General features: G+C 72.1%; 24 protein-coding genes. 5 read left to right on the top strand and 19 right to left on the bottom strand.

Translation table 11 applies throughout. The annotated features are described in order from the left end of the window. Positions 1-27: 27 nt before the first annotated feature. From OG933_RS13050 to rimP, 5 genes are all read right to left on the bottom strand, one after another. Positions 28-321: a DUF503 domain-containing protein gene (locus tag OG933_RS13050; protein WP_020128606.1), complete on the bottom strand. Its 294-nt coding sequence runs from the start codon at positions 319-321 to the stop codon at positions 28-30. Between the two features lie 186 nt (positions 322-507). After that, the gene (gene infB / locus OG933_RS13055; protein ID WP_405627182.1) at positions 508-3645 is read right to left on the bottom strand and encodes a translation initiation factor IF-2; all 3138 of its coding nucleotides are present in this window, start codon (positions 3643-3645) and stop codon (positions 508-510) included. Between the two features lie 147 nt (positions 3646-3792). Beyond that, complete coding sequence (locus OG933_RS13060; RefSeq protein WP_078615640.1) at positions 3793-4089, bottom strand: YlxR family protein; 297 nt, start codon at positions 4087-4089, stop codon at positions 3793-3795. A gap of 158 nt (positions 4090-4247) precedes the next feature. Continuing rightward, positions 4248-5234 (bottom strand): transcription termination factor NusA, encoded by a 987-nt coding sequence (gene nusA / locus OG933_RS13065; protein WP_020128608.1) that lies wholly within the window; start codon positions 5232-5234, stop codon positions 4248-4250. A gap of 2 nt (positions 5235-5236) precedes the next feature. Next, positions 5237-5782 carry a ribosome maturation factor RimP gene (gene rimP / locus OG933_RS13070; protein WP_230194521.1) on the bottom strand — a complete coding sequence of 182 codons (546 nt, stop codon included), beginning with the start codon at positions 5780-5782 and terminating at the stop codon, positions 5237-5239. 225 nt (positions 5783-6007) lie between these two features. On the opposite strand from rimP, the gene OG933_RS13075 reads away from it, so the two are divergent. From OG933_RS13075 to OG933_RS13085, 3 genes are read left to right on the top strand one after another with little or no spacing between them, the layout of a single operon-like run. After that, the gene (locus tag OG933_RS13075; RefSeq protein ID WP_405627184.1) at positions 6008-6598 is read left to right on the top strand and encodes a hypothetical protein; all 591 of its coding nucleotides are present in this window, start codon (positions 6008-6010) and stop codon (positions 6596-6598) included. Further along, the gene (locus tag OG933_RS13080) at positions 6595-7113 is read left to right on the top strand and encodes a ferritin-like domain-containing protein (protein ID WP_405627185.1); all 519 of its coding nucleotides are present in this window, start codon (positions 6595-6597) and stop codon (positions 7111-7113) included. Before OG933_RS13075 ends, OG933_RS13080 begins: the two co-directional genes overlap by 4 nt. Before the next feature lie 27 nt (positions 7114-7140). Further along, positions 7141-8040 (top strand): aminoglycoside phosphotransferase family protein, encoded by a 900-nt coding sequence (locus tag OG933_RS13085; protein WP_362527503.1) that lies wholly within the window; start codon positions 7141-7143, stop codon positions 8038-8040. Between the two features lie 205 nt (positions 8041-8245). On the opposite strand, the gene OG933_RS13090 is transcribed toward OG933_RS13085, so the two are convergent. Genes OG933_RS13090 through OG933_RS13105 form a run of 4 tightly spaced genes read right to left on the bottom strand, consistent with a single transcriptional unit; the run spans position 8246 to position 11122 of the window. Continuing rightward, positions 8246-8839: a hypothetical protein gene (locus OG933_RS13090; RefSeq protein ID WP_405627187.1), complete on the bottom strand. Its 594-nt coding sequence runs from the start codon at positions 8837-8839 to the stop codon at positions 8246-8248. Positions 8840-8868: 29 nt separating this feature from the next. Next, the gene (locus OG933_RS13095; protein WP_362527507.1) at positions 8869-9423 is read right to left on the bottom strand and encodes a WhiB family transcriptional regulator; all 555 of its coding nucleotides are present in this window, start codon (positions 9421-9423) and stop codon (positions 8869-8871) included. After that, positions 9420-10535, bottom strand: a complete 1116-nt coding sequence (locus tag OG933_RS13100) for a BN159_2729 family protein (RefSeq protein ID WP_405627189.1) — start codon at positions 10533-10535, stop codon at positions 9420-9422. Before OG933_RS13100 ends, OG933_RS13095 begins: the two co-directional genes overlap by 4 nt. Next, on the bottom strand, positions 10532-11122 hold the full coding sequence (locus OG933_RS13105) for a sigma-70 family RNA polymerase sigma factor (RefSeq protein ID WP_362527512.1): 591 nt from the start codon (positions 11120-11122) through the stop codon (positions 10532-10534). Before OG933_RS13105 ends, OG933_RS13100 begins: the two co-directional genes overlap by 4 nt. Positions 11123-11603: 481 nt before the next feature. Between OG933_RS13105 and OG933_RS13110 the strand changes: the two genes are divergently transcribed. Further along, positions 11604-12026 (top strand): helix-turn-helix domain-containing protein, encoded by a 423-nt coding sequence (locus OG933_RS13110; RefSeq protein WP_362527515.1) that lies wholly within the window; start codon positions 11604-11606, stop codon positions 12024-12026. A gap of 401 nt (positions 12027-12427) precedes the next feature. Here the strand turns inward: OG933_RS13110 and OG933_RS13115 are convergent, their stop codons facing one another. Genes OG933_RS13115 through OG933_RS13130 form a run of 4 tightly spaced genes read right to left on the bottom strand, consistent with a single transcriptional unit; the run spans position 12428 to position 15467 of the window. Continuing rightward, positions 12428-12697: a ferredoxin gene (locus OG933_RS13115; RefSeq protein WP_405627190.1), complete on the bottom strand. Its 270-nt coding sequence runs from the start codon at positions 12695-12697 to the stop codon at positions 12428-12430. 3 nt (positions 12698-12700) lie between these two features. Further along, positions 12701-13918, bottom strand: a complete 1218-nt coding sequence (locus OG933_RS13120) for an NADH-ubiquinone oxidoreductase-F iron-sulfur binding region domain-containing protein (RefSeq protein ID WP_405627192.1) — start codon at positions 13916-13918, stop codon at positions 12701-12703. Continuing rightward, positions 13915-14496 carry a ferric reductase-like transmembrane domain-containing protein gene (locus OG933_RS13125; RefSeq protein ID WP_405627194.1) on the bottom strand — a complete coding sequence of 194 codons (582 nt, stop codon included), beginning with the start codon at positions 14494-14496 and terminating at the stop codon, positions 13915-13917. The genes OG933_RS13120 and OG933_RS13125 overlap by 4 nt, the downstream gene beginning before the upstream one ends. Continuing rightward, positions 14493-15467, bottom strand: a complete 975-nt coding sequence (locus tag OG933_RS13130) for an FAD:protein FMN transferase (protein WP_405627196.1) — start codon at positions 15465-15467, stop codon at positions 14493-14495. The genes OG933_RS13125 and OG933_RS13130 overlap by 4 nt, the downstream gene beginning before the upstream one ends. A 45-nt stretch (positions 15468-15512) precedes the next feature. Between OG933_RS13130 and OG933_RS13135 the strand changes: the two genes are divergently transcribed. After that, positions 15513-15992 carry a hypothetical protein gene (locus tag OG933_RS13135; protein ID WP_405627197.1) on the top strand — a complete coding sequence of 160 codons (480 nt, stop codon included), beginning with the start codon at positions 15513-15515 and terminating at the stop codon, positions 15990-15992. Positions 15993-16037: 45 nt separating this feature from the next. Here OG933_RS13135 and OG933_RS13140 read toward each other — a convergent pair whose 3' ends face one another. From OG933_RS13140 to dxr, 6 genes are all read right to left on the bottom strand, one after another. Then, positions 16038-17738 (bottom strand): proline--tRNA ligase, encoded by a 1701-nt coding sequence (locus OG933_RS13140; RefSeq protein ID WP_405627198.1) that lies wholly within the window; start codon positions 17736-17738, stop codon positions 16038-16040. Between the two features lie 107 nt (positions 17739-17845). Continuing rightward, the gene (locus OG933_RS13145; RefSeq protein ID WP_054239666.1) at positions 17846-18376 is read right to left on the bottom strand and encodes a GNAT family N-acetyltransferase; all 531 of its coding nucleotides are present in this window, start codon (positions 18374-18376) and stop codon (positions 17846-17848) included. A gap of 21 nt (positions 18377-18397) precedes the next feature. Continuing rightward, positions 18398-19246: a GNAT family N-acetyltransferase gene (locus tag OG933_RS13150; protein ID WP_020128626.1), complete on the bottom strand. Its 849-nt coding sequence runs from the start codon at positions 19244-19246 to the stop codon at positions 18398-18400. Positions 19247-19763: 517 nt separating this feature from the next. Then, on the bottom strand, positions 19764-20921 hold the full coding sequence (gene ispG / locus OG933_RS13155) for a flavodoxin-dependent (E)-4-hydroxy-3-methylbut-2-enyl-diphosphate synthase (RefSeq protein ID WP_028806657.1): 1158 nt from the start codon (positions 20919-20921) through the stop codon (positions 19764-19766). 216 nt (positions 20922-21137) lie between these two features. Then, positions 21138-22442 carry a site-2 protease family protein gene (locus tag OG933_RS13160; RefSeq protein WP_362527533.1) on the bottom strand — a complete coding sequence of 435 codons (1305 nt, stop codon included), beginning with the start codon at positions 22440-22442 and terminating at the stop codon, positions 21138-21140. Then, on the bottom strand, positions 22439-23692 hold the full coding sequence (gene dxr / locus OG933_RS13165) for a 1-deoxy-D-xylulose-5-phosphate reductoisomerase (RefSeq protein WP_405627200.1): 1254 nt from the start codon (positions 23690-23692) through the stop codon (positions 22439-22441). Before dxr ends, OG933_RS13160 begins: the two co-directional genes overlap by 4 nt. Positions 23693-23790: the final 98 nt, after the last annotated feature.

Below are 23790 nucleotides of genomic sequence, written 5' to 3' on the forward strand. Positions count from 1 at the left end.
TCTGCTTCGCTTGCGTTCTGTGGTCGGTCAGTCGTCTTCGCCGTGGAAGCGGCGTCTGACCGACAGCAGCTCCACTTCCGGGCGGGCGGCGACCAGCCGTTCGCACCGGTCCAGTACATCGGTCAGATGCTCCGCGTCACCGGAGACCACGGCGAGACCGATCCTGGTCCTGCGGTGGAGGTCCTGGTCGTCCACCTCGGCCGCGCTCACCGCGTACTTGCGCTGGAGCTCGGCGACGATCGGACGGACGACGGAGCGCTTCTCCTTCAGCGACCGTACGTCGCCGAGGAGGAGGTCGAAGGACAGAGTCCCCACGTACATGTGTGTAACCGGTTCACCCGCCGGTACGGGATCGATGGCCCTGCCGTCCATGGGACAGGGACATCACGAACGGTACAACGATCCGGGCGGTGGCTCGACGGGGTTTTGCCTCGCTCATGCGTCCGCCGGACGCCGTACCGGCCGGCGGGGAACGATCCCCCGCCGGCCGGTACGGACCTTGGGCGCTTACGCCCTCGGCTTCTCCCGCATCTCGTACGTCGCGATGACGTCGTCGATCTTGATGTCGTTGAAGTTTCCGAGGTTGATACCGCCCTCGAAGCCTTCGCGGATCTCGGTGACGTCGTCCTTGAAGCGACGCAGCCCGGAGATGGTGAGGCTCTCCGCGATGACCTTGCCGTCGCGGATGAGGCGCGCCTTGGTGTTGCGCTTGACCTCGCCCGAGCGGACCAGGACACCGGCGATGTTGCCCAGCTTGGACGACTTGAAGACCTCGCGGATCTCCGCCGTGCCGAGCTCGACCTCCTCGTACTCCGGCTTCAGCATGCCCTTCAGGGCCGCCTCGATCTCCTCGATGGCTTGGTAGATCACCGAGTAGTACCGGACGTCGACGCCCTCGCGCTCCGCCATCTGCGCGGCACGACCGGCCGCACGGACGTTGAAGCCGATGACGATGGCGTCGGAGCCGGTCGCCAGGTCGATGTCCGACTCGGTGACCGCACCCACACCGCGGTGCAGGACGCGGATGTCGACCTCTTCGCCGACGTCGAGCTGGAGCAGCGAGGACTCGAGAGCCTCCACCGAACCGGACGCGTCGCCCTTGATGATGAGGTTGAGTTCCTGCACCAGACCGGCCTTGAGCGCCTCGTCCAGGTTCTCCAGGGAGAACCGGACTCCACGCCGGGCGAAGTTGGCGTTGCGCTCACGCGCCGCGCGCTTCTCGGCGATCTGACGGGCCGTGCGGTCCTCGTCGACGACGAGGAAGTTGTCGCCGGCGCCCGGGACGTTGGTGAGACCGAGGACGAGGACCGGAGTCGAGGGACCCGCCTCTTCCACGTTCTCGCCCTTGTCGTCGAGCATCGCGCGGACACGGCCGTACGCGTCGCCGACCACCATGGTGTCGCCGACCCGCAGGGTGCCTCGCTGGACAAGGACGGTCGCGACGGCGCCGCGGCCACGGTCGAGGTGGGACTCGATCGCGATGCCCTGCGCGTCCTGCTCCGGGTTGGCCCGCAGGTCGAGCGAGGCGTCCGCGGTCAGGACCACGGCCTCCAGCAGGCTCTCGATGTTGAGGCCCTGCTTGGCGGAGATGTCGACGAACATCGTGTCGCCGCCGTACTCCTCGGCCACCAGACCGAACTCGGTGAGCTGACCGCGCACCTTGGTCGGGTCCGCGCCCTCGACGTCGATCTTGTTGACCGCGACCACGATCGGCACGTCGGCCGCCTTGGCGTGGTTCAGCGCCTCGATCGTCTGGGGCATCACACCGTCGTTGGCCGCCACCACGAGGATCGCGATGTCGGTCGACTTGGCACCACGGGCACGCATGGCGGTGAACGCCTCGTGACCCGGGGTGTCGATGAAGGTGATCCTGCGCTCTTCACCGTTGACCTCGGTGGCGACCTGGTACGCACCGATGTGCTGCGTGATGCCGCCGGCCTCGCCCGCGATGACGTTCGTCTTGCGGATGGTGTCGAGCAGTCGGGTCTTACCGTGGTCGACGTGACCCATGACGGTCACGACCGGCGGACGCGCGACGAGGAACTCCTCGCCACCCTCGTCCTCGCCGAACTCGATGTCGAAGGACTCGAGCAGCTCGCGGTCCTCCTCCTCGGGGCTGACGATCTCGAGGACGAAGTTCATCTCGTCCGCGAGGAGCTTCAGCGTCTCGTCGGAGACGGACTGCGTGGCAGTGACCATCTCGCCGAGGTTCATCATCACGCCGACGAGCGACGCCGGGTTGGCGCCGATCTTCTCCGCGAAGTCGGTGAGCGACGCACCGCGCGACAGGCGGACGGACTGTCCGTTGCCGCGAGGCAGCATCACGCCGCCGACCGACGGGGCCTGCATGGCCTCGTACTCCTGGCGCCTCTGACGCTTCGACTTGCGACCACGACGCGCGGGACCGCCGGGACGGCCGAAGGCGCCCTGCGTGCCACCACGGCCACCGGGACCGCCGGGACGACCGCCGAATCCGGGACGGCCACCGCCGCCACCGAAGCCGCCGCCACCGCCGGGGCCACCGCCACCGGGACGACCGGCGAAACCGCCGCCGCCACCGGGACGGGCGCCGCCACCGGGACCGGCCGGACGACCTGCGAAGCCGCCGCCACCGGGACGACCGCCGCCGCCGGGACGACCCGCACCGCCGCCGCCACCCGGACCGCGGCCACCGGGGCCACCGCCGGGACGCGGGCCGGCAGCGGGACGCTGCGGCATCATGCCGGGGTTGGGACGGGGACCGCCGCCGGGACGCGTACCGCCGGGGCCTGCGCCCTGCGGGCGGGGCATGCCGCCCGGAGACGGACGGGAGCCGCCCGGAGACTGCGGACGAGGACCGCCGCCCTGGCCACCGGGGCCCTGCGGACGGGGACCGGCGCCGGGAGCGCCACCGGGGCCGCCGGGACGCGGGGCGCCCTGCGGACGGGGCGCCTGCGGACGCGCCATACCGGCGTTGCCGCCGGAGGTGAAGGGGTTGTTGCCCGGACGCGGACCCGAGGGACGGGCACCGCCCGGACGCGGGGCACCGGCGCCACCGGGGCGCGGCCCCTGAGCGGCGGCGGGACGCTGGCCGCGGTCACCACGATCGCCGCGGTCGCCACGGTCACCGCGGTCGCCACGGTCCTGACCGGGCGCGGGACGGCCGGCGGGGCGCGGCGCGCCGGGGCGCGGGCCCTGCGAGGCCGGCCGCGGGCCGGACGACTGGGCCGGAGCGGCGGGGGCGGCCGGAGCAGCCGGCGGAGCGGTGAACTCCGGGGCGGCCGGGGCCGGACGCGGCGCGGGCTTGGGGCCCGGACGCGGACCGGAGGCCGCCGGCGCGGGAGCCGACGAGGCGGCCGGGGCGGCGGGAGCCGCCGGAGCCGCGGGCGTCTGCGCCGCGGGAGGCTTGGGGGCGGCCGGCCGAGGTGCGGCCGGGCCCGGACGGGCCGCCTGCGCCGGGGAGGGCGCGCCGGGCCTGGGGGCCGCCTTGCGCGGGGCGGGCTTGCCGCCGCCCTGGAAGGCATCTGTCAACTTGCGGACAACGGGCGCTTCGATGGTCGAAGACGCCGAACGGACGAATTCACCGAGTTCCTGGAGCTTGGCCATGACGGCCTTGCTCTCAACCCCGAACTCCTTGGCGAGTTCGTATACCCGGACCTTAGCCACTTCGCTCCTTTTAGGTCCGGGTGTGTCCGGACCGTCGCTACTTCATGGGCGTACTCATCGCGTGCTCATCGAGTGCTCATCGCAATCTCGACCTACTTCCAACTCGCGGGGTACCAGAGCCGCACGGAGGTTCCGTGCGACGCCTTCTTACGGTGTTGCCTGTTCGGCAACGGTCGTCTGCTCGACGTACTGGCGCAACGCCTTTGTGTCGAGCGCTCCCGGGGCTCGCAACGCCCTCGTGAACGCCCGGCGGCGTACCGCCTGGTCGAGACAGACCGGGGCGGGATGCAGATACGCACCCCGGCCGGGCAGCGTACCGCGTGGATCGGGGACGCATGCGTCCTTGATCGCCACGATGCGCAGCAGCTCCGTCTTGGCCGCCCGCTCCCGGCACCCCACACAGGTGCGTTCAGGGCATGCTCCGGTGTGCGTCCGGCCAGACACTCTTAAGTCTACCTCCCCGCGGCGACCTCACCCCTTTGGGTCAGGATTCGAACAGTTGCCGCGTTACATCTGTCGTGATCTGAACCCCGGCAGGCCGAGATCGATTCCCCCGCCGCTCGGCGCTGCCGGGTGACCTGGCAGGTGGCGTACCCGCCGGGCTACTCGGTGGGCTGTTCGACGTCCGGACGGATGTCGATGCGCCAGCCGGTCAGCCGGGCGGCGAGCCGGGCGTTCTGCCCTTCCTTGCCGATCGCCAGCGACAGCTGGTAGTCCGGCACCGTCACCCGCGCGGAGCGGGCCGCGAGGTCGACGACCTCGACCTTGGAGACCCGGGCCGGGGACAGCGCGTTCGCCACCATCTCGGCCGGGTCGTCCGACCAGTCGACGATGTCGATCTTCTCGCCGTTCAGCTCGCCCATCACGTTGCGCACCCGGCCGCCCATGGGGCCGATGCAGGCGCCCTTGGCGTTCAGACCCGAACGGGTGGACCTGACGGCGATCTTCGTGCGGTGACCGGCCTCACGTGCGATGGCGGCGATCTCGACCGAACCGTCGGCGATCTCCGGCACCTCCAGGGCGAAGAGCTTCTTCACCAGATTGGGGTGGGTGCGGGAGAGCGTCACGGACGGGCCGCGCATGCCCTTCGCCACCCGGACGACGTACGACCGCAGGCGCATGCCGTGCGGATACGTCTCGCCGGGGACCTGCTCCTGCACCGGCAGGATGGCCTCCAGCTTGCCGATGTCCACGAGCACGTTCTTCGGGTCGCGGCCCTGCTGGACCACACCGGTGACGATGTCGCCCTCACGGCCGGCGTACTCGCCGAGCGTCGCGTCGTCCTCGGCGTCGCGCAGACGCTGGAGGATCACCTGCTTGGCCGTCGTGGCGGCGATCCGGCCGAAGTCGGACGGGGTGTCGTCGAACGGGCGGGGCTCCTGCCCCTCCTCGAGGTCCTCGGGGTCCTCCTTCGCCCACACGGTCACATGTCCGGTCTCCCGGTTGAGCTCCACGCGCGCGTGACGGCGGCTTCCCTCGGTGCGGTGGTAGGCGATGAGGAGGGCCGACTCGATCGCCTCGACCAGCAGGTCGAAGGAGATCTCCTTCTCCCGCACCAAGCCCCGCAGGGCACTCATGTCGATGTCCACGGCTACGCCTCCTCTTCCATCTCGTTCTCGTCGTTCTCGTCGTTCTCGTTCTTGGCGTGCTGGTCGCTCTTGTCCTTGCGGTTGAACTCGACCTGCACGCGGGCCTTGTCGATGTCACCGAAGGGGAGTCTGCGGGTGGTGGCCTTGCGGCCCTTCACGCCGGGGACCTCGAGATCGAGTCCCTCGTCGTCGACCGTCAGGATCCGGGCGACCAGCTCGCCGCCCTCGGTCAGCTGGAACCGCACCAGCCGGTCGACGGCACGTACGTAGTGGCGGTGCTCGGTGAGCGCGCGCTCCGCGCCCGGGGTGCCGACCTCGAGGGTGTACTCGCCCTCGCCCATCGCGTCCGTCTCGTCGAGCTTCGCCGAGAGCGCGCGGCTCACATCGGCGATCTGGTCCAGGTCCGCTCCGGAGTCGGAGTCGACGACGACGCTCAGCACCCGCTTGCGTCCGACGGAGTCCACGGCGATCTCTTCGAGGTCCAGTCCCTGGGAGGCGACGAGCGGTTCCAGGAGCTCTCGCAGCCTCTCGCTCTGGGTGGTGCTCATCCGGGTGACTCCTCGGCCGCGTGTGCTGTTGTGGGATGGGGCTCGTGTCTGGTCAAAGGGTATCCGGTCGCAAGGTGTGTTGCCGTCCACCTGTGCACGGAGGGTGGCGGACCCTCGTGGGCCGGTGCCGCTGAGTGGTACGGGGCGGCCGCGCGGGTACGGTGATCACGGGCCCGCCGCCCACCAGGACGCCAGTTCCGTACGAGTTCCCCGAGGACGCCTGCCGTGCCGTTGCCCCTCCCCTCGCGAACCCCCTCGGGGCCGCGCAGAAGATCCCTGCTCGCGTCGGCCGCGGGAGCGGTGCTGCTCGTGGGCTGCTCGTCCGGTACGGAGGAGTCCGAGGAGAGCGCGAGCGACAGCCCGTCGGTCGCCGAGGCCGCACGCGCGCGTGCGGCCCGGGAGAGCGGCGAGCTGGCGGCACGGTACGACGCCGTGCTCGCCGTCCATCCGGCGCTGGCGGGGCGGCTGGGGCCGCTGCGGGCGGAGGTCGTACGGCACGTGGAGGCGTTCGGAGGCGCCACAAAGGCGTCCCCCACCGCCACCGGTTCCGCCACCGGCTCCCCCACCGCCACCTCCCCCACGGCTTCCTCGACGAGCTCCGCCTCGATTCCGCCGGCCGATCCCTCGGCCGTGCCGTCCGCCGTGCCGATCACCGACACGGACGCGCTCGCCGGGCTGGCCGCGGCGGAGCGGGCGCTCGCCGACCGCAGGGCGACGGAGCTGCCGGACCTGCCGGGCGAACTGGCCCGGTTGCTGGCCTCGGTGGCGGCGGCCGGCGCGGCCCACGCCTATCTGCTGACGGAGGGGACGCGATGAGTGAGGCCACGGACGTGGAGCTGACGGCACTCCAGGCGGCGCTGGCCGCCGAACACGCCGCCGTGTACGGGTACGGGGTCGTCGGCGGGCGGATCGGCGAGGTACGGAGCACCGAGGCACGGGCGGCCTACGACGCGCACCGGGCGCGCCGGGACGCGCTGGTGCGCGAGGTGCGCGACCTGGGGGCCGAGCCGGTCGCCGCGAGCGCCGGATACGCACTGCCGTTCCAGGTGCCGGACTCCGCGGCGGCGGTCCGGCTCGCGACCGAGCTGGAGGAGCGCGTGGCCGGGGTGTACTCCGACCTGGTGCGGGCAGCCGGGGACGCACGGCGCCGGGAGGCCGCGGGCGCGCTGCGGGACGCGGCGGTCCGTGCGGTGCGCTGGCGCGGCGGGAGCGTAGCCTTCCCTGGTCTCGCCGAGCGGACCGGTACCGATCCGGCCACGGGCTCGGCGTCCGTACCGGCAGCGGCCACGCCTCCGGCGGCGGCAGCGCCCTCGGGCACACCGGCGGCTTGACCGAAGCAGGAAGGGAACGACTCGCGCATGGCTTTCGAACCGCCGCAGCGTCTGGTCAGGGCGCTCGGTGAGACGGCACCGGACGGTGACGGCTGGTTGGAGAAGCTGCCGGAGGCGGCCCGACAGGCCGTCGCCCTGCGCGAGTTGACGGTCGATCGGGTGCAGGTGCCGGGCGGCCGGACCAGCATGGTCGTGCTCGTACGGCGCGCGGACGGGACACCCGCCGTGCTGAAGCTGGCCCCACCCCGGTTCCGGCCGCAGGCGGAGCGGGCCGCGCTGACGCACTGGGACGGACTGGGCGCCGTCCAACTGCTGGAAGAGCCGCAGACGGCGGGAGCACTGCTGCTCGAGCGGCTGCATCCCGATGTGTCGGTGCGGTCGCTGGCGGAGGCGAAGGCCCTGCTGGAGGCGGCGGGGACGTTGCGGCGGCTGTGGGTGGAACCACCGGCCGGCCACTCCTTCGAGTCCGTGGCCGACCGGACGGGGCGGCAGGCGCAGGCGATGCGGGCGAGCGCCGAGGCGGAGCCCGAGGTGGCGCCCCTGGTGGACGCGGCGCTCGCCGCCCGTGCGGAGCTGCTGGCGGGACCGCCCGAGCACCGGCTGCTGCACGGCACGTTCCGGCAGAGCAAGGTGCTGGCGGGTGAGCGGATGCCGTGGCTGGCGGTGGGGCCGGATCCGGTGGTCGGCGAGTGCGCCTTCGACCTGGCCCGGCTGGTCCGCGACCGGGTGGAGGACCTGATCGCCTCGCCGTCCGGGGCGCCGACGACCCGGCGCCGGGTGAAGCGGCTCGCGGAGTCGCTGGAGCTGGACCAGGAACGGCTGCGCGGCTGGACGCTGTTCCGGGCCGTGGAGTCGGGCGTCCGGGCCCGTCGGGTCGGGCGGACGCGGGACGCCGAGCTGCTGCTCGAGTTCGCGAGCTGGCTGTAGCGAGGCGGAACCGCGGCGGACCGCACGGCCTGCGGCCCAGCGGTTGCCGGGCCGCGGGCCGTGCAGGGTTGTGGAGTCGTGGGCGGGCAGCGCTCCCCTGCTGGAGGTCCCCCCGCAGGGGAGCGCTGTGGGTCCGGCCGACGTGCCTCCCGAGCCTGCCGACCGGAGTCTCGTGGGTGGGCCACGAGGCCCGTCCCGTGCGGCGTCAGCGCTCGGTCGATCGCGCCTGCGGGCGCCTGGCGGGGGTGACGAACAGCGTCCCCTCGAGCGCCAGCAGGCGGGTGTGACTGCGGATGTGGGCGGCCTGCTCCACCGCGGTGGGACCGTCCCGCTGCCCGTGGCCCGTGGCGTGCTCCGTGTAGGGGACATGCGCGAACAGCGGGATGTCCCTGGGGGGAAGAGGCCAGGACAACTGCCGTCCGCCGGCCACGAGTCGCAGCAGGTGCGTGCCGTCCGGTCCGGCGCCGGCGGCCGGCGTGACGACCGCGCTCGACGGGTGCAGCGCGGCCAGCCAGGCGAGGAGGTGCGCGCGTTCGAAGGAGACGCGGGTCAGCTCCCGCTCGAAGGAGTCGGCATGACGCTGCCAGCGGGCCAGTTCCCGGCGGCAGTCGTACAGGTCCGAGGAGGGGCTGTGCCGTGCCGCGGTCTCCGGCCTGGCAGCGCGGCCTCGCGGCCTGAAGAAGCGGCGCAGGGCGGCCGTGCGGCCGACGGGACGAACGGCTCGGGAACCGCGGTTCCGGGAGCCGTCGGACAGGGGCTCCTCGGGCGGACGGCCCGTCGACGGTGAGGGTACGGACATGAAGTACTCCGGTGACGGTGAACGAGGGGTCACTTCCGGGGCGGGCGGGGTGGCCCGGCCGAGCCCCACAGGCGGTCGCGGCTCAGGGCGGCTTCGTTCCGCCCACGGGTGGAGCCGGTACGGCGGTAGCGGCCGGCGCTGCGCGCGTTGGCCAGACGGCACGCCTCGTCGACGGGCTCCCGCAGACGCAGATGACGTTGGTACGCCGCCCGCGTCCCGCACGGGGCGGGCTGTCCTCGGGGCACACCGCCCGGCGCGCGGGGCGCCCTGAGATCGGCGGGCGGCTCCGGCCGCGGCCGGTCCGCCTGACGCTCCAGGGCATGGCGCTGAGGGCCGGTCAGGCCGGCGATGACACCTTCGCGACGACACTTGGGCAGTCCCTTCTCACGCAGGAGCACGGCGGCCCGGCAAGGGGCCAGTACCGGACAGGCCGCGCAGATGGCCACGGCACGGGACGAGGACCGGCGGGAGAACCACAGCTCCGCGTCCTGGTACCGGCAGGCGGCACGCGACTCCCATGCGCGGGTCCCCCCGTCCGTCGTTCCCCGGGCGCCGGTCGGCCCCCTCGACCGACCGGCGCTCATCGGACGGACCCTGCCGGACCGGTCGCCGGCACGGCCGGTACGAGCGGCCCGAACGGTTCCGCCCAGGCCGCCCGCGCAGGCCGGTCCGGCGGCCCCGTCGGCTCCTGCGCCCGCACCGATTCCCGTTCCTGTTCCTGTTCCCGTTTCTGTTCCTGTTCCTGTTCCCGGTCCGGCGTCACCCGTGGTCGTGGCACGTCCGACCGCACTCCGGCCTCCGACACGTCCACCGTCGCCCACGGCCCCGGAGCGCTCGGGAGCACGTGCGGTACGGCCGTGTTCGGGAGCGTGCGCGATACCGGAGGGTCCAGCCGTACGGGCGCCGCCTGCGGATCCGTCAGGTCCGGCAGAGCCGGCGAGCTCTCCGTGGGGCCGGGGACGGCGCCGTCCCCGTCGGGCCGCACCGGTGACAACGGCCCCAGGTACGCGACCACGTTGGCGAGGGAGCACCGCTCGGGCCGGCCGTCGAGGGCCACCAGGGGCATGCCGTCGCTGCTGCGGCGGCCCTCGAAGTACCAGACACCCCCGTACCCGTCCCGCATCGGTAAGGCCAGGTCGTACAGGGTCTCGCCGATCCGGAACCGACGCTGCTCCTCGCCCTGCGCCGACTCCGGCGGTGCCGACTCCGGCGGTGCCGTGGAGGCGCTGAGGGCCACCACCGTCACCCGCACGCCGTCGCGTTCCCCCTCACCCGTCAGCGTGTGGGGCTCGGTCCGCTCACCGACGATCGCGATGCCGAAGTACGAGCGCCAGCGCGCCCATTGGGCAGGGCCGTCGACGCGCAGCCTGACCCGTACCCGGTCGCCGTCGACGCGGACGGTGTGCGGACCGGGGTGCGTGTCCAGGTGTCGTTCGACGGCGCGCGCGACGTCACGCGCCCGTGCGCAGGAGGTGTCCCAGGTCAGGGCCTGCCGCTCCAGTTCGGTGACCGGTCGCGCGGTGCGGGACCAGCCGCCGTCCGGTGTGCGGTACAGCACCACGCCGAAGGAACGCTCGGGGTCGACGAGGAGCCGGGCCGAGTCCAGCGCGTGCGCCACGGCCGCCGCCTGTTCGGTCCGGACGGTCGCCAGCACCGTGCGGATCACGCGCGCGGCGTGGAGGACGTTCCCGTTCACACCGCCACCGCCCCGGCCGTCCAGCGCAGCTTCTGGAGCGCCCTGTGGGTGAGCGCCTTGACGGCGCCGACGCTGCGGCCCATCGCCAGGGCCGTCTCCTGCGCCGTCAGTTCGTCGAGGAAGCGCAGTTGTACGCAGTGGCGCTGCTGGTCGTTGAGCGTGTGCAGGGCCGTAAGGACCGTTTCGTGCGCCTCGACGGCCTCGAGTTCGCGCAGGGCGAGCGACTCCGGGCCACGGCCGGGCACCTGTGGGTCCAGGAACTCGGCGACCGGGGTCTCCAGCCGGGTGCGGCCGCGGCCGAGTTCGTCGAGATAGAGGTTCTTGGCGATGGTGACCAGCCAGGCGGCGAACGCCGTGCCCTGCCAGACATACCCGTCGATACGTCGCAGCGCGCGGGTGAACACCTCTTGGGTCAGGTCCTCGGCAAGGTGTCTGTTGCGGGTGCGGGCGAGCAGGAAGCTGTACACGAGGCGGTAGTGGTCGTAGTAGAGGGTGGCGAACGCCTCCCGGTCGCCCGCGCGGGCCCGGGCGATCAGATCGGGTTCCGGATCGTCCGGAGCGGACGTGGCGTTGTTCGGTGCGGACACAGCAGGTACTCCCGTCGACGTCGTGCGGGGTGCGGGGTGCGGGGCGAAGATCAGACCCCCCTCGCATCTGCGATATACATGTAGATGTAGATATCTTCGGCGAACGTCCGGCCGCCCCGCTCCAGTCCAGGTCCAGGACGGAGCAGGGGCGACCGATGCCGGAGATGCGGGTGACACGACTCCGCCGCGCGAGGCGCTGCAGCGCGGAGCCGTACGACTCCGACCGGACGGAGCGCCTGCCGCCCCGCTCCCCCGCGAGCCGTGCGGCCCGCCGCCGGGCCTATCTACAGTCTTCACGTAGATGCATACAGTGTCAAGTTGTGCACGGAGCGCAAGATGCGGGTGGGGTTTCGCGAGAGGGAGCACGGGGGCGCAGATTCGAGCCACTGCTTCGACAACGCTCCGGCGTGCACCAAGAGCCCTGGCCGCCAGTCTGCGATCTACTTGCGCTTGTAGATATCGATGACCGATCCTCTGAGGCGTGACGAACCAGCAGAGCCGCCCAGGAGACCCGACGCCCGGCAACGATCCACCACGCCAGGACGCGGACCTCGCGATTCTGCTCGAACGCCTGCTGGCGCAGGCTCCCGGGAAGACCCAGAAGGACCTGGCCTCGGCGGCCGGCATCTCGTATCCGACGCTGAACGCCTGGATGAACCGGACACGCGGCACCTCACGCATCGACCCGGAGCGATTGCGGGCCATGGTCGACGTGTTCCGGCGCTGGGGAGTGGCGACGACACCGAGGGAGTTCTTCGAGGCGGTCGGCCGTCCCGCGCCCGGACCCAGCGGGGACGAACGGGAGGCACGGCTCCTCAAGCTGTACCGGCAATTGCCGGAAGCACGTCAACGCGCCCTGCTGAAGGACGCCGAGGCCATGTTGCAGGTCAGCCGCATCACCTGAGATCAGCGGGCTTCACCCCGACCGACGGGCCGCGGTACCCACTCCCGGCGGATCCGCAAACAGACGCATCCCCTACGGATGAATATGACCGAAACACCCCCTAGTCACGAGAGTCACGGCTACCATCAGTCAGCCGCTGACCTCCCGGAGCGGGGCACTCGTGTCGTTGTGCATCCCTGGGGAGACAGTTGTGTGCATCCACATTTCATTGGCAGACAATTTGCCCAAAATTGCGGTCTGGGACCCGGATGAGGTCAGTATCCGCGTGGCCAGAGGCTTCCAACTGAGTGACGTGCTCCGGGAAGTTCGCGACATTCTGATGGTCGACCTCGGCGCCCCTGCCTCCCGGGGCGGCCTCCTGTGGTGCTTCTGCGGTATGCGGGTGGAGCTCCCGCGGGAACTCACGCCCTACGGCGTCCTCGCGGCCGAGGTCTGCTGACCTCCCCGCCGTCTCCTCGGCCCGCCCGCCCCGGAATCAACGCCAGGGCCAGCACCGGGCAGTCGGCCGCTGCCCGGCGGGCCCGTCGCACGGTGCCGGCCGGGACCGGGGCGCCGTCGACCAGGGGATAGCCCCATTCGTCGAGGACGATGTGTTCGGGGAGGAAGTCCGCGCAGAGGCCATGGCCCTGGCAGGCGGTCCAGTCGATGTCGATGTGCTGGGCCGTGCTCATGGGTCAGCCCTCCTCGGGGACGGGCAGCAGGGGCGTGTGGTCGGTCGCGGTGCAGTGGCCCCGGGCGTGCGCGTCGACCTCGGCGGCGAAGGTGGTCAGGGCGCTGCGGACCAGGCGAACGGTGCCGTCGGGGTGGTGGCAGGCGCCCCGGCCCTCGACCAGGCCCGACCAGCGGGCCAGATCGGCGCGGACGGTGCCCTGGGGGCCGGGTGCGGCGAGGGTACGGAAAGCGCCGGCGATGCGGGGCAGGCCGTTGAGGCAGGGGCCGCACTGGCCGGCCGACTGGAGGGCGAGATAGCGCAGAACGCGCGCGGTCTCGGCGAGACCGCAGCGGTCGACGGGCAGCGCGGCCAGCACGCCCGCGCCCAAGTAGCTTGCGTCCAGGGCCAGTTCAGTCGCCTCCGGGGCCGGAATCCAGGTGCCGTGGTAGCCGCCGACCAGCACCGCCCGGGCGCCTTCCAACGGCAGCAGCCGGCCCAGGGGCAGGCCGTAGGGCGCCTCCACCACCCGGGGTTCGCGGCCCGGCACATGGACCGTGCACAGCGCGCTGCCGGGCTGGGCCGGGGTACCGGCCGTGCGGTACCAGTCGGCGCCGTAGCGGGCGACCAGCGCGAGGTGGGCCAGGGTCTCGACGTTCTGTACGAGGGTCGGGGCCCGGTGCACTCCGCGCTCACGGACCGGCGGGCGCTGGTGGGTGGGCAGGGCCGCGCCACCGGAGACGTACCGGGCGAGAGCGGCGGCCTGCCCGGAGAGGAACGACTTGGGCAGGCGGACGACCTTCACCGGCAGCGGGTCCTCGGTGCGCTGGGCGAGGGCGGATTCCAGCCAGGTCGCGCCGTCTTCGACGGCGAGGTACGCCTCCCCCGCGCCGACCGTGCGGGCCGCCAGCTGGAGCCCGTCCAGGACGAGATGGGGCGACAGGCGCAGCAGTGTCTTGTCCTTGCGGCTGGCCGGTTCGCCCTCGGCGCCGTTGGCCACCACGACGGGAGCGCGGCCGGTACGCCGGCCGGCCTCCGCGACGGAGACGAGCTTGCGGTACGTGGGGAAGCCGGCTCCGCCGCGCCCGGTGATGCCGGACTCGGCGACCGTGCGGAGCAGGATCTCGGGGTCGCCGTGCGCCGGCGGGCCGTAGCGCTGGTGGTGGGTCGCCAGGTCGGCCGGGGTGGCGCCGGGGGCGAGGAGACGTGGCGGCATGTGGAGGTCCGGGAAGGTGGCGGTCACGGTCGGGCTCCTTCGGCGGTGCGCAGGAGGGCGGCGGGGGTGCGGCGGCCGGCGCGGGCGGCGTGGGCGAGGCGGGCGGCGAAGGCGGCGACCGCCGCGGCCACGCAGGCGACGGTCAGCCAGGTCATCCAGTCGGCGCCGGTGTCCGTGCCGATGCCGATGCCGTGGACGAGCGCGACCGGCCAGGAGGCGTAGGCCAGCCAGTGGACGGTTCGCCAGGTGCGGTGGCCGAGGCGTTCCCGCAGCAGGCTGGTGACCAGGACCGCGAGCATCAGGTCCAGGGCGACCGTGCCCAGGCCGAGCCAGAGGGGCTGGTAGTCGCCGACGAAGGGGACGAGGACGTCCACGACGGTGATGTCGACATAGCCGTCCACGACCGCGGTGGTGATGTGCAGGGCCAGGAACGCGGTCGCGGAGAGGGAGAGCGTGCGGTGCAGGTTCATCGTGCCGAAACGCGGGAGCCCAGGGAGCCGGGTTCTCGACCGGACCGCGATTCCCAGCAGGACGACGACCGTGAAGAGGACGAGGCAGACGGCGCCGGTGGCACGGTTGGCGTACCAGAGGGTCTCGGAGGTCACGCCGCCGCCTCCTGTGACAGAGCGGCCGACGTGGGCCAGCCGGGCGTGGTGACGACGGTGCCGTTCTGGGCCACCAGACGCGCCGGCAGGCCCCGCCGTCGCAGCCACCGCTCCGCACCCGCGCCCTTCACCAGGGCCGCGGTGCTCGCCGCGTTGGCGTCGGCGCAGGTCGCGGCGGCGACGGAGACCGTGCGCCACGGGGAACGGACCGGCAGGCCGGTACGCGGGTCGACGATGTGGTGCAGGTCGTGGCCGCCGCGCCGCCAGCGCCGGGCGGTCGTGCCCGAGGTGGCCAGGCCGCCACCGCGCAGGCCCACCGCGTCGTGGGGGCCCTGGGCGGGGATCTCGTCGACGGATCCCGTGATGTCCTGGACGCGGATCTGCCAGCCGTCCGCCGGGGACTCCCCCGCGACGGCCGTGTCGCCGCCCAGACTCACCAGGACTCCGCAGCCGGCCGCCGCGGCCAGCGTCCCCGCGGCCCGGTCGGCGGCCCACGCCTTGGCGGTGGCACCCAGGTCGAGGCGGATGCCCTCGGGGACGGTCACCGTGCCGGTCGCCCGGTCCAGGCGCACGGCGCGCCACCCCGGGGCGCGCCGGACCGTGAGCCGGACCGGGCGGTCGTCCTCGCGGACGAGGGTGAAGTCGCGGTCGTAGCCGAGGGCGTCCATCGCGGAGCCGACGGTGGGGTCGACCGTCCCGTCGGTGGCCTCGGCCGCGCGCAGGGCCACGTCGAGGGCCCCGGCGAGCAGCGGGCTGACCCGGACCGGTCGGCCGGCGGTGCCGTCGAGGGCGGCCAGTTCGGAGTCGGGGCGGAAGCGGCTGCACGCCGCGTCGACCTCGGCGAGGTGCCGGGCGAGGAGCAGGTTGCACGACTCCAGCAGGGCCGGGTCGGTGACGACCAGGCGGACCGTGGTGCCGAGGGCCCGCCACTCCGCGGCGGCCGTGGTGCGGGACTCGGGGGAGGCGCTCATCACGACGCTCCCGAGGTGGAGTCGGCGGAGCCGCCGGAGGAGGAGGTGAGACCGCTGTCCGAGGAGGAGCTGCCGCTGTCGGAGGACGACGAGCTGCTCGACGAACTGCTCGACGAGGAGTCCGTACCACTGTCGGTACTGCTGCTGTCGGTGCTGCTGCCGTCGGTCGTACCGGTGTCCGTGGACCCGGTGTCCGTGGACCCGGTGTCCGTGGACCCGGTGTCCGTGGACCCGGTGTCCGTGGACCCGGTGTCCGTGGACCCGGTGTCCGAGCTGGAGCTGGAGTTGCTGCTCGTGCCGCTCGCCGTCGTCTCGGCGTCGGCCTGCATGGTGCCGACCAGGGCGAACACCCCGGCCGCCGCCGCGAGCGTGACCGCCGCGGCCAGGGCGGCCGTACGCCGCGCACCTCTGCGGACCGCTGCCGCGGCCCCCCGTTCCTCTTCCCTGGTCGCCATGACCGTTCCCCTCCGCAGTGACGTTCTGTCACGCCCTACGGTCGGGGAACGGTCTGAGAGAAGTCTGTGAGGCAGCCATACGCCTCGGCAGAACTCCCTGAGACGTTGCTTTAAATCAGGCAGTCAGCCGGGCGATCGCCTCGTCGACCGTCAGCTCCTCGCGCTCGCCGGTCCTGCGGTCCTTCAGCTCCAGCACGCCCTCGGCCGAGCGGCGGCCCGCCACCAGGATCTTCGGCACGCCCATCAGCTCGGAGTCGGTGAACTTCACACCCGGGGAGACACCGGCCCGGTCGTCGACCAGGACGCGCAGCCCGGCCGCGCGCAGCTTCTCGGAGACGTCGAGCGCCAGCTCGGTCTGAAGGGCCTTGCCCGCCGCGACGACGTGCACATCGGCCGGGGCGACCTCGGCGGGCCAGCACAGGCCCTTCTCGTCGGCGCTCTGCTCGGCGAGGGCGGCCACCGCGCGGGAGACGCCGATGCCGTACGAGCCCATGGTCACGCGGACCGGCTTGCCGTTCTGGCCGAGCACGTCGAGCTTGAGGGCGTCGGCGTACTTGCGGCCCAGCTGGAAGATGTGGCCGATCTCGATGGCGCGGTCCAGCTTGAGGCCGGTGCCGCACTTCGGGCAGGGGTCGCCCTCCTGGACGACCACGACGTCGACGTAACTGCCGACCTCGAAGTCCCGGCCCGCGACGACGTTCTTCGCGTGCAGGCCCTCCTTGTTGGCGCCGGTGATCCAGGCGGTGCCCGGGGCCACGCGCGGGTCGGCGATGTACTTCACCTTGTCCAGACCCTGCGGGCCGACGTAACCGCGGACCAGGTCCGGGCGGCCCACGAAGTCCTCGGCGGTGACCAGTTCGACGGCGGCCGGGGCGAAGTGCGCCTCGACCTTGCCCAGGTCGACCTCGCGGTCACCGGGGACGCCCACGGCGACGATCTCGCCGTCGACCTTCACCAGAAGGTTCTTCAGGGTGGCCGAGGCCGGGACGCCGAGGTGGGCGGCGAGGGTCTCGATGGTGGGGGTGTCCGGGGTGGGGATCTCCTCGAGAGCGGCCACGCCGTCGGCGTCCACCGGCTTCAACTCGTACGTGATCGCCTCGGTGTTGGCCGCGAAGTCGCAGTTCGGGCAGTCGGCGAAGGTGTCCTCGCCGGCGCCGGCCGGGGCGAGGAACTCCTCCGACTTGGAGCCGCCCATCGCGCCCGCGGTCGCCGCGCAGATGCGGTAGTCCAGGCCGAGGCGCTCGAACACCTTCTGGTACGCCTGGCGGTGCAGGGCGTAGGACTGGGCGAGACCCTCGTCCTCGGTGTCGAAGGAGTAGGAGTCCTTCATGAGGAACTCACGGCCGCGCAGGATGCCGGCCCGGGGGCGGGCCTCGTCACGGAACTTCGTCTGGATCTGGTAGAGGATGACCGGCAGGTCCTTGTACGAAGACGCCTGGTCCTTCACGATCAGCGTGAAGATCTCCTCGTGGGTGGGGCCGAGGAGGTAGTCGCCGCCCTTGCGGTCCTGGAGGCGGAACAGCTCCGGGCCGTACTCGTCCCAGCGGCCGGTCGCCTCGTAGGGCTCTCGCGGCAGCAGGGCGGGGAGGCTGACCTCCTGGGCGCCGATCGCGTCCATCTCCTCGCGGACGATGCGCTCCACGTTGGCGAGGACCTTCTTGCCGAGCGGCAGCCAGGACCAGATGCCGGCGGCGGTACGGCGGACGTAGCCGGCGCGGACGAGGAGCTTGTGGCTCAGGACCTCGGCGTCCGCAGGGTCGTCGCGCAGCGTCTTCGCCATCAACTGGGACATGCGCTGGACCGGTGCGTTCGCCATGGTTCTCGTACTCCTGCCGAAGGGGGTCCCCCGCTCGAGCGCCGCCGAGAGCGGGGGAGGGTGTTGGCTAGGAGGTTAGCCGGGGAGCGTGGCGGGCCGGAAATCCGTTATCCGCGCAGGAGGGGAAGCGGGGCGCCCATCACCGCGTACGGACGGGGAGCGCTGGGGAACAGGACGCGGCGGGCCAGGTCCTGGTAGCCCAGGGAGTGGTAGAGCGCTCGGGCGGGGCTTTCGGTGTCGATCGCGGAGAGGATCGAGCGGGGCTGGCTCGCGGTGTCGGTGATCGTGGTGATCAGGGCCCGGCCCGCGCCGCGGTTCTGGTGGGCGGGGTGGACGTGCAGTTCCGTGATCACGAAGGAGTCGTCCAGCCACTGCTCGTTGCCCTGGGCCCGGAGGTAGGGCTGCACGACCGTCGACCACCAGTGGGCCCGGTCGTTGGGCATGCCGTAGACGAAGCCGACGAGCCGCTCTCCGACGGTCGCGCCGAAGGCTCTCGCGCCCGGGTGCGCCATGTGGCGCAGGACGATCTGCCGGCGGACGGCCACCTCGTCGGGGCCCAGTCCGAAGGCGATCGCCTGTACGGCCAGGGCCTCGTCCACATGGGCGGGGAGGTCCAAGGGGCCGATCACGAGGTCCATGGCGGGGAGCCTACAGGGGCCTCAAAAGAGGACGCTCATGAAGGCACCGACCTCTTGGAAGCCCACCCTCCTGTACGTGCGCCTCGCCGTGGTGTTGAAGTCGTTCACGTAGAGACTGACCACCGGGGCCACGTCGGCCAGGGCGTAGCGCAGGACCGCCGCCATGCCGGGGGCGGCCAGGCCCTGGCCCCGGTACTCCGGGGCCACCCACACGCCCTGGATCTGGCAGGCGTGGGAGGTCGCCGCGCCGATCTCCGCCTTGAAGACGACCCTGCCCCGGTCGTCGAGGCGGGCGAACGAGCGGCCGGAGCCTACGAGTTCGGCCACCCGGGCCTGGTAGAGCAGGCCTCCGTCGCCGGCCATCGGGGAGACGCCGACCTCCTCGGTGAACATCGCCACGCACGCCGGCATGATCGTGTCCATCTCGTCCTTGCGGATGCGGCGGACGTAGGGATCCGGGGCGGTGTCGGCGGGCATGCGGTCGGTGACCATGAGGGGCTGCCGGGTGCGGACCTCGCGGGCCGGGCCCCAGTGGGGTTCGAGGAGGCGCCACAGCTGGGTCGTCGGCTCGGCGGGGCCGACGATCGAGGAGCAGCGGCGGCCCGCCCGGCGGGCGCGGTCGGCGAAGGCGCGCACCGCTCTCGGTGTCGCGCAGATCGGGACGAGGTTGGCGCCCGCGTAGCACAGGGACGTCAGCATGCCGTCCTCGTACCAGCCCCACATCTCGCCGCCGAGGCGCCACGGGTCGAGGCCCGCGACCTGTACCCGTGACGTGACGAAGGCGTTGGCGACCGGCTCGCGGTCGAGGACGGCGAGCGCGGCGTCCAGGTCGCTCGGTTCGAGGACCCGGGAGGTGGTCTGGGTCAACACGCGCGGGGCCTCACACTCAGGTCTGCTGGTCCCCGCACTGTACCTGCGGAAGCTGGGCGGTGCCGACCTGTGTTCAGCTGGCGTTCGTCTGCCGTGACCGTCGGGTGTCGTGCGGTCCCCTGGGGGCTGCCGCCCCCAGCCCCCCGCCGTCGGCCTGAACGGCCTCGTCCTCAATCGCCGGACGGGCTGGATACACCTGCCCGGCCCAGAAGCTCGGGACGGCCTCGCCCCCGACCACCGCACAAGCGAGATGCACCCGGCCCTGCACAGAAGCCCGAGACGGCAGAACCTCGCCCCCACCACGAGACAGGCGGGATGCACCCGGCCCTGCACAGAAACCGGAGACGGCAGAACCTCGCCCCCACCACGAGACAGGCGGGATGCACCCGGCCCTGCGCAGAAGTTCAGGACAGCCGGCCGTCGTCCTCGAACGCCGGACGGGCTGGATACACCTGCCCGGCCCGGAAGCTCGGGACGGCCTCGTCCTCGGATATCCGACCGGGGGCGATGGTTGTCGTCAGCCCGCGACCGATACCGACGGCTCGCCGGACGTGATGCCGTCCGCCTCCATCTGTTCGGCCAGCTTCATGGCCTCCTCGATGAGGGTCTCCACGATCTTCGACTCGGGGACGGTCTTGATGACCTCGCCCTTCACGAAGATCTGGCCCTTGCCGTTGCCGGAGGCGACACCGAGGTCGGCCTCGCGGGCCTCGCCGGGGCCGTTGACGACGCAGCCCATGACGGCGACGCGGAGGGGGACCTCCATGCCCGTGAGACCCGCGGTGACCTCTTCGGCCAGCTTGTACACGTCGACCTGGGCGCGGCCGCAGGACGGGCAGGAGACGATCTCCAGGCCGCGCTGCTTGAGGTTCAGGGACTCCAGGATCTGGTTGCCGACCTTGACCTCCTCGACCGGCGGGGCCGACAGGGAGACGCGGATCGTGTCGCCGATGCCCTGGGAGAGCAGCGCGCCGAAGGCGACCGCCGACTTGATCGTGCCCTGGAAGGCGGGGCCGGCCTCGGTGACGCCGAGGTGGAGCGGGTAGTCGCTCTGGGCGGCGAGCTGGCGGTACGCCTCGATCATCACGACCGGGTCGTTGTGCTTGACCGAGATCTTGATGTCGCGGAAGTCGTGCTCCTCGAAGAGGGAGGCTTCCCAGAGGGCGGACTCGACGAGGGCCTCGGGGGTCGCCTTGCCGTACTTCTGGAGCAGGCGGCGGTCCAGCGAACCGGCGTTGACGCCGATGCGGATCGGGGTGCCGTGCTCCTTCGCCGCCTTGGCGATCTCCTTGACCTTGTCGTCGAACTGCTTGATGTTGCCGGGGTTCACCCGGACCGCGGCGCAGCCCGCCTCGATCGCGGCGAAGACGTACTTCGGCTGGAAGTGGATGTCCGCGATCACCGGGATCTGCGACTTGCGGGCGATGGTCGCGAGGGCGTCCGCGTCGTCCTGCGTGGGGCAGGCCACGCGGACGATCTGGCAGCCGGACGCGGTGAGCTCGGCGATCTGCTGGAGGGTGGCGCCGATGTCGGAGGTACGGGTCGTGGTCATCGACTGCACGGACACCGGGGCGTCTCCGCCGACCGCCACGGATCCGACCTGGATCTGCCGGCTCTTCCGGCGCTCGGCAACCCTGGTCGGAACGGACGGCATGCCGAGAGAAATCGCAGTCATCTGCTGTGCAACCCCAAGTCGTGGATCAAGGCCCAGGTCCCGTCTTCAGGCGGGTTCCCGGCTTCGAGATTACGGCACCGGCCCGGGGGCGAGCACTCCCCCACCTCCAAACCACCCGGCGGTGGGACCCTTGCCGGCCGTCGAACGCACCCGATGGAAGGCGGCCCGGAACATATCGTCCCGGGCCGCCGCGAACCGTGTGTGACGAGAGGATGGCTAGGAGATGCGCACCGGGTTCACCACGTCCGCGATGAGGACCAGCACGGTGAAGCAGATGAAGATGCCCGCCACCACGTACGCCACCGGCATCAGCTTCGCCACGTCGAACGGACCCGGGTCCGGCCTGCGCAGGACCTTGGCCAGGTTGCGGCGCAGGGACTCCCACAGGGCGCCCGCGATGTGCCCGCCGTCCAGCGGCAGCAGCGGGAGCATGTTGAAGAGGAACAGGGAGAGGTTGAAGCCCGCGACCAGCATCACGGCCATGGCCAGCTGCTGCGAGGCCGGGATGTCCAGGGTGAAGATCTCACCGCCGACGCGGGCCGCGCCGACCACGCCCATGGGTGAGTCGGGCTCGCGCGGAGCGCCGTCGAAGGCGGCGTTCCACAGGGCCGGGATCTTGCCGGGGAGGGCGGCGATGGAGTCGACGGCCTCCCCCACCCGGTCGGTCATCCAGGACGCGGAGTCACCGAAGTCCTGCTTGACGACGCCGGTGGCGGCGCTGAAGCCGAGGAAGCCGGCCTTGATGTACTCGCCCTGGACGTAGGTCCCGTCGGAGTCCTTCTTGGCGACCTGGTTGGTGGCGATCGTCGTGTGCAGGGTCAGTTCCTTGCCGTCCCGGTCGACGACGATGGCCACCTCCTTGCCGGCGCTGACCCGGATCAGGTCGGAGAGCGTGTTCCACTCGTCCGTCTTCTGGCCGGCGAAGGAGACGATCTTGTCGCCCGGCTTCATGCCGGCGGCCGCGGCCGGGGAGGCCGGGTCGGTCGACCTGCACTCGTCGCGGTTCTGGCTCTGCGAGATGACGCAGGGCGAGACCGAGGAGACGGTGGTGGTCTGCTGCTGGATGCCGAAGCCCATCAGGACGGTGAGGAACAGGCCCACCGCGAGCACCAGGTTCATGAACGGGCCCGCGAACATCACGATGACCCGTTTCCACGGCTTGCGCGTGTAGAACATGCGCGTCTCGTCGCCCGGCTGGAGCTCCTCGTACGCGGCCGAGCGGGCGTCCTCGATCATGCCGCGCCAGGGTGAGGTGGAGCGGGCCGTGATCCGGCCGTCGTCGCCCGGCGGGAACATGCCGATCATGCGGATGTAGCCGCCGAAGGGGATCGCCTTGACGCCGTACTCGGTCTCGCCCTTCTTCCGGGAGAAGATCGTCGGGCCGAAGCCGACCATGTACTGCGGAACCCGGATGCCGAAGAGCTTGGCCGTGGACAGGTGTCCCAGCTCGTGCCAGGCGATCGAGATCAGCAGGCCGACCGCGAAGACGACTATGCCGAGGATCATCATCAGGGCTGTCATGCACGCGCCTCCGCGGTAGCCGTCAGTTCCTGGGACCGGGCCCGTGCCCAGGTCTCCGCTTCGAGGACGTCCGACACGGTGAGTGAAGTTCCCGTCGCCGGCGTGCCGTGCTCCTGCACGACCCGGGTGACGGTCTCCATGATCCCGTTGAACGGGAGCGCGCCCTTGCGGAACGCCTCCACACACTCCTCGTTGGCGGCATTGAACACCGCCGGGGCCGTGCCCGCGAGCTCGCCCACGTGCCGGGCGAGGTTCACCGAGGGGAAGGCCTCGTTGTCGAGCGGGAAGAACTCCCACGTCGACGCCGTGCTCCAGTCGAAGGCGGGCGCCGCGTCGGGGACGCGCCGGGGCCAGCCCAGACCGACGGCGATCGGCCCTCCCATGTCGGGGGGCGTCGCCTGGGCCAGCGTCGATCCGTCCGTGAACTCCACCATCGAGTGGACATACGACTGAGGATGCACGACGACCTCAATGCGGTCGAAGGGAATGTCGTAGAGGAGGTGCGCCTCGATGACTTCCAGCCCCTTGTTGACCAGGGTCGCGGAGTTGATCGTGATCACCGGGCCCATGGACCAGGTGGGGTGGGCGAGGGCTTCCTCGACCGTCACGTTCGCCAGCTGCTCCTTGGTGCGGCCTCGGAAGGGGCCGCCGGAGGCGGTGACGACCAGCTTGCGCACATCCGCGCGGGTGCCGGCGGCGAGAGCCTGGAAGAGGGCCGCGTGCTCGGAGTCCACCGGGATGATCTGGCCGGGCTCGGCCAGCGCCTTGACCAGCGGGCCGCCGACGATGAGCGATTCCTTGTTGGCCAGCGCGAGGGTGCGGCCGGCCTCCAGGGCGGCGAGGGTGGGCGCGAGGCCGATGGAACCGGTGATGCCGTTGAGGACGGTGTGGCAGTCGGAGGCGGCGAGCAGGGTGGCGGCCTCCGGGCCGGCCAGGATCTCGGGGAGCGGCTCCCCCGTCCCGTACTCGGCGGCGAGGGCCTCGCGCAGGGCCGCCACGACGTCCTCGCGGGCGACCGCGACGGTCCGTACCCGCAGCCTGCGGGCCTGCTCGGCGAGGAGGGCGACCCGGCCGCCGTTGGCGGACAGGCCGGTCACCCGGAAGCGGTCCGGGTTGCGCAGCACGAGGTCGATGGCCTGGGTGCCGATCGAACCGGTGGAGCCGAGGATCACCACGTCCTTCGGGCCGTCGCCCGCGACCGGGTCGTAGACGAGGTGCGGGTCGGCGAGGGGGGCTGGACTGTCGCTCATCCCCCCATTGTTGCCGCAACGGGTGTGCGGCAGGACCGGGGTGTCCCCCCGGGAGGGTCCACCGGTCGCGTACACCCCACCCCACACGGCCGAAGGTG

Source organism: Streptomyces sp. NBC_00016, from assembly GCF_045040885.1.
GTDB lineage: Bacteria > Actinomycetota > Actinomycetes > Streptomycetales > Streptomycetaceae > Streptomyces > Streptomyces coriariae.

Coding starts and splice junctions, on each gene's coding strand:
- OG933_RS13050 (WP_020128606.1), bottom strand. CDS start 321: ATGTACGTGGGGACTCTGTCCTTCGACCTCCTCCTCGGCGACGTACGG.
- rimP (WP_230194521.1), bottom strand. CDS start 5,782: ATGAGCACCACCCAGAGCGAGAGGCTGCGAGAGCTCCTGGAACCGCTC.
- OG933_RS13080 (WP_405627185.1), top strand. CDS start 6,595: ATGAGTGAGGCCACGGACGTGGAGCTGACGGCACTCCAGGCGGCGCTG.
- OG933_RS13085 (WP_362527503.1), top strand. CDS start 7,141: ATGGCTTTCGAACCGCCGCAGCGTCTGGTCAGGGCGCTCGGTGAGACG.
- OG933_RS13090 (WP_405627187.1), bottom strand. CDS start 8,839: ATGTCCGTACCCTCACCGTCGACGGGCCGTCCGCCCGAGGAGCCCCTG.
- OG933_RS13095 (WP_362527507.1), bottom strand. CDS start 9,423: ATGAGCGCCGGTCGGTCGAGGGGGCCGACCGGCGCCCGGGGAACGACG.
- OG933_RS13115 (WP_405627190.1), bottom strand. CDS start 12,697: ATGAGCACGGCCCAGCACATCGACATCGACTGGACCGCCTGCCAGGGC.
- OG933_RS13130 (WP_405627196.1), bottom strand. CDS start 15,467: ATGAGCGCCTCCCCCGAGTCCCGCACCACGGCCGCCGCGGAGTGGCGG.
- OG933_RS13140 (WP_405627198.1), bottom strand. CDS start 17,738: ATGGCGAACGCACCGGTCCAGCGCATGTCCCAGTTGATGGCGAAGACG.
- OG933_RS13145 (WP_054239666.1), bottom strand. CDS start 18,376: ATGGACCTCGTGATCGGCCCCTTGGACCTCCCCGCCCATGTGGACGAG.
- ispG (WP_028806657.1), bottom strand. CDS start 20,921: ATGACTGCGATTTCTCTCGGCATGCCGTCCGTTCCGACCAGGGTTGCC.
- OG933_RS13160 (WP_362527533.1), bottom strand. CDS start 22,442: ATGACAGCCCTGATGATGATCCTCGGCATAGTCGTCTTCGCGGTCGGC.
- dxr (WP_405627200.1), bottom strand. CDS start 23,692: ATGAGCGACAGTCCAGCCCCCCTCGCCGACCCGCACCTCGTCTACGAC.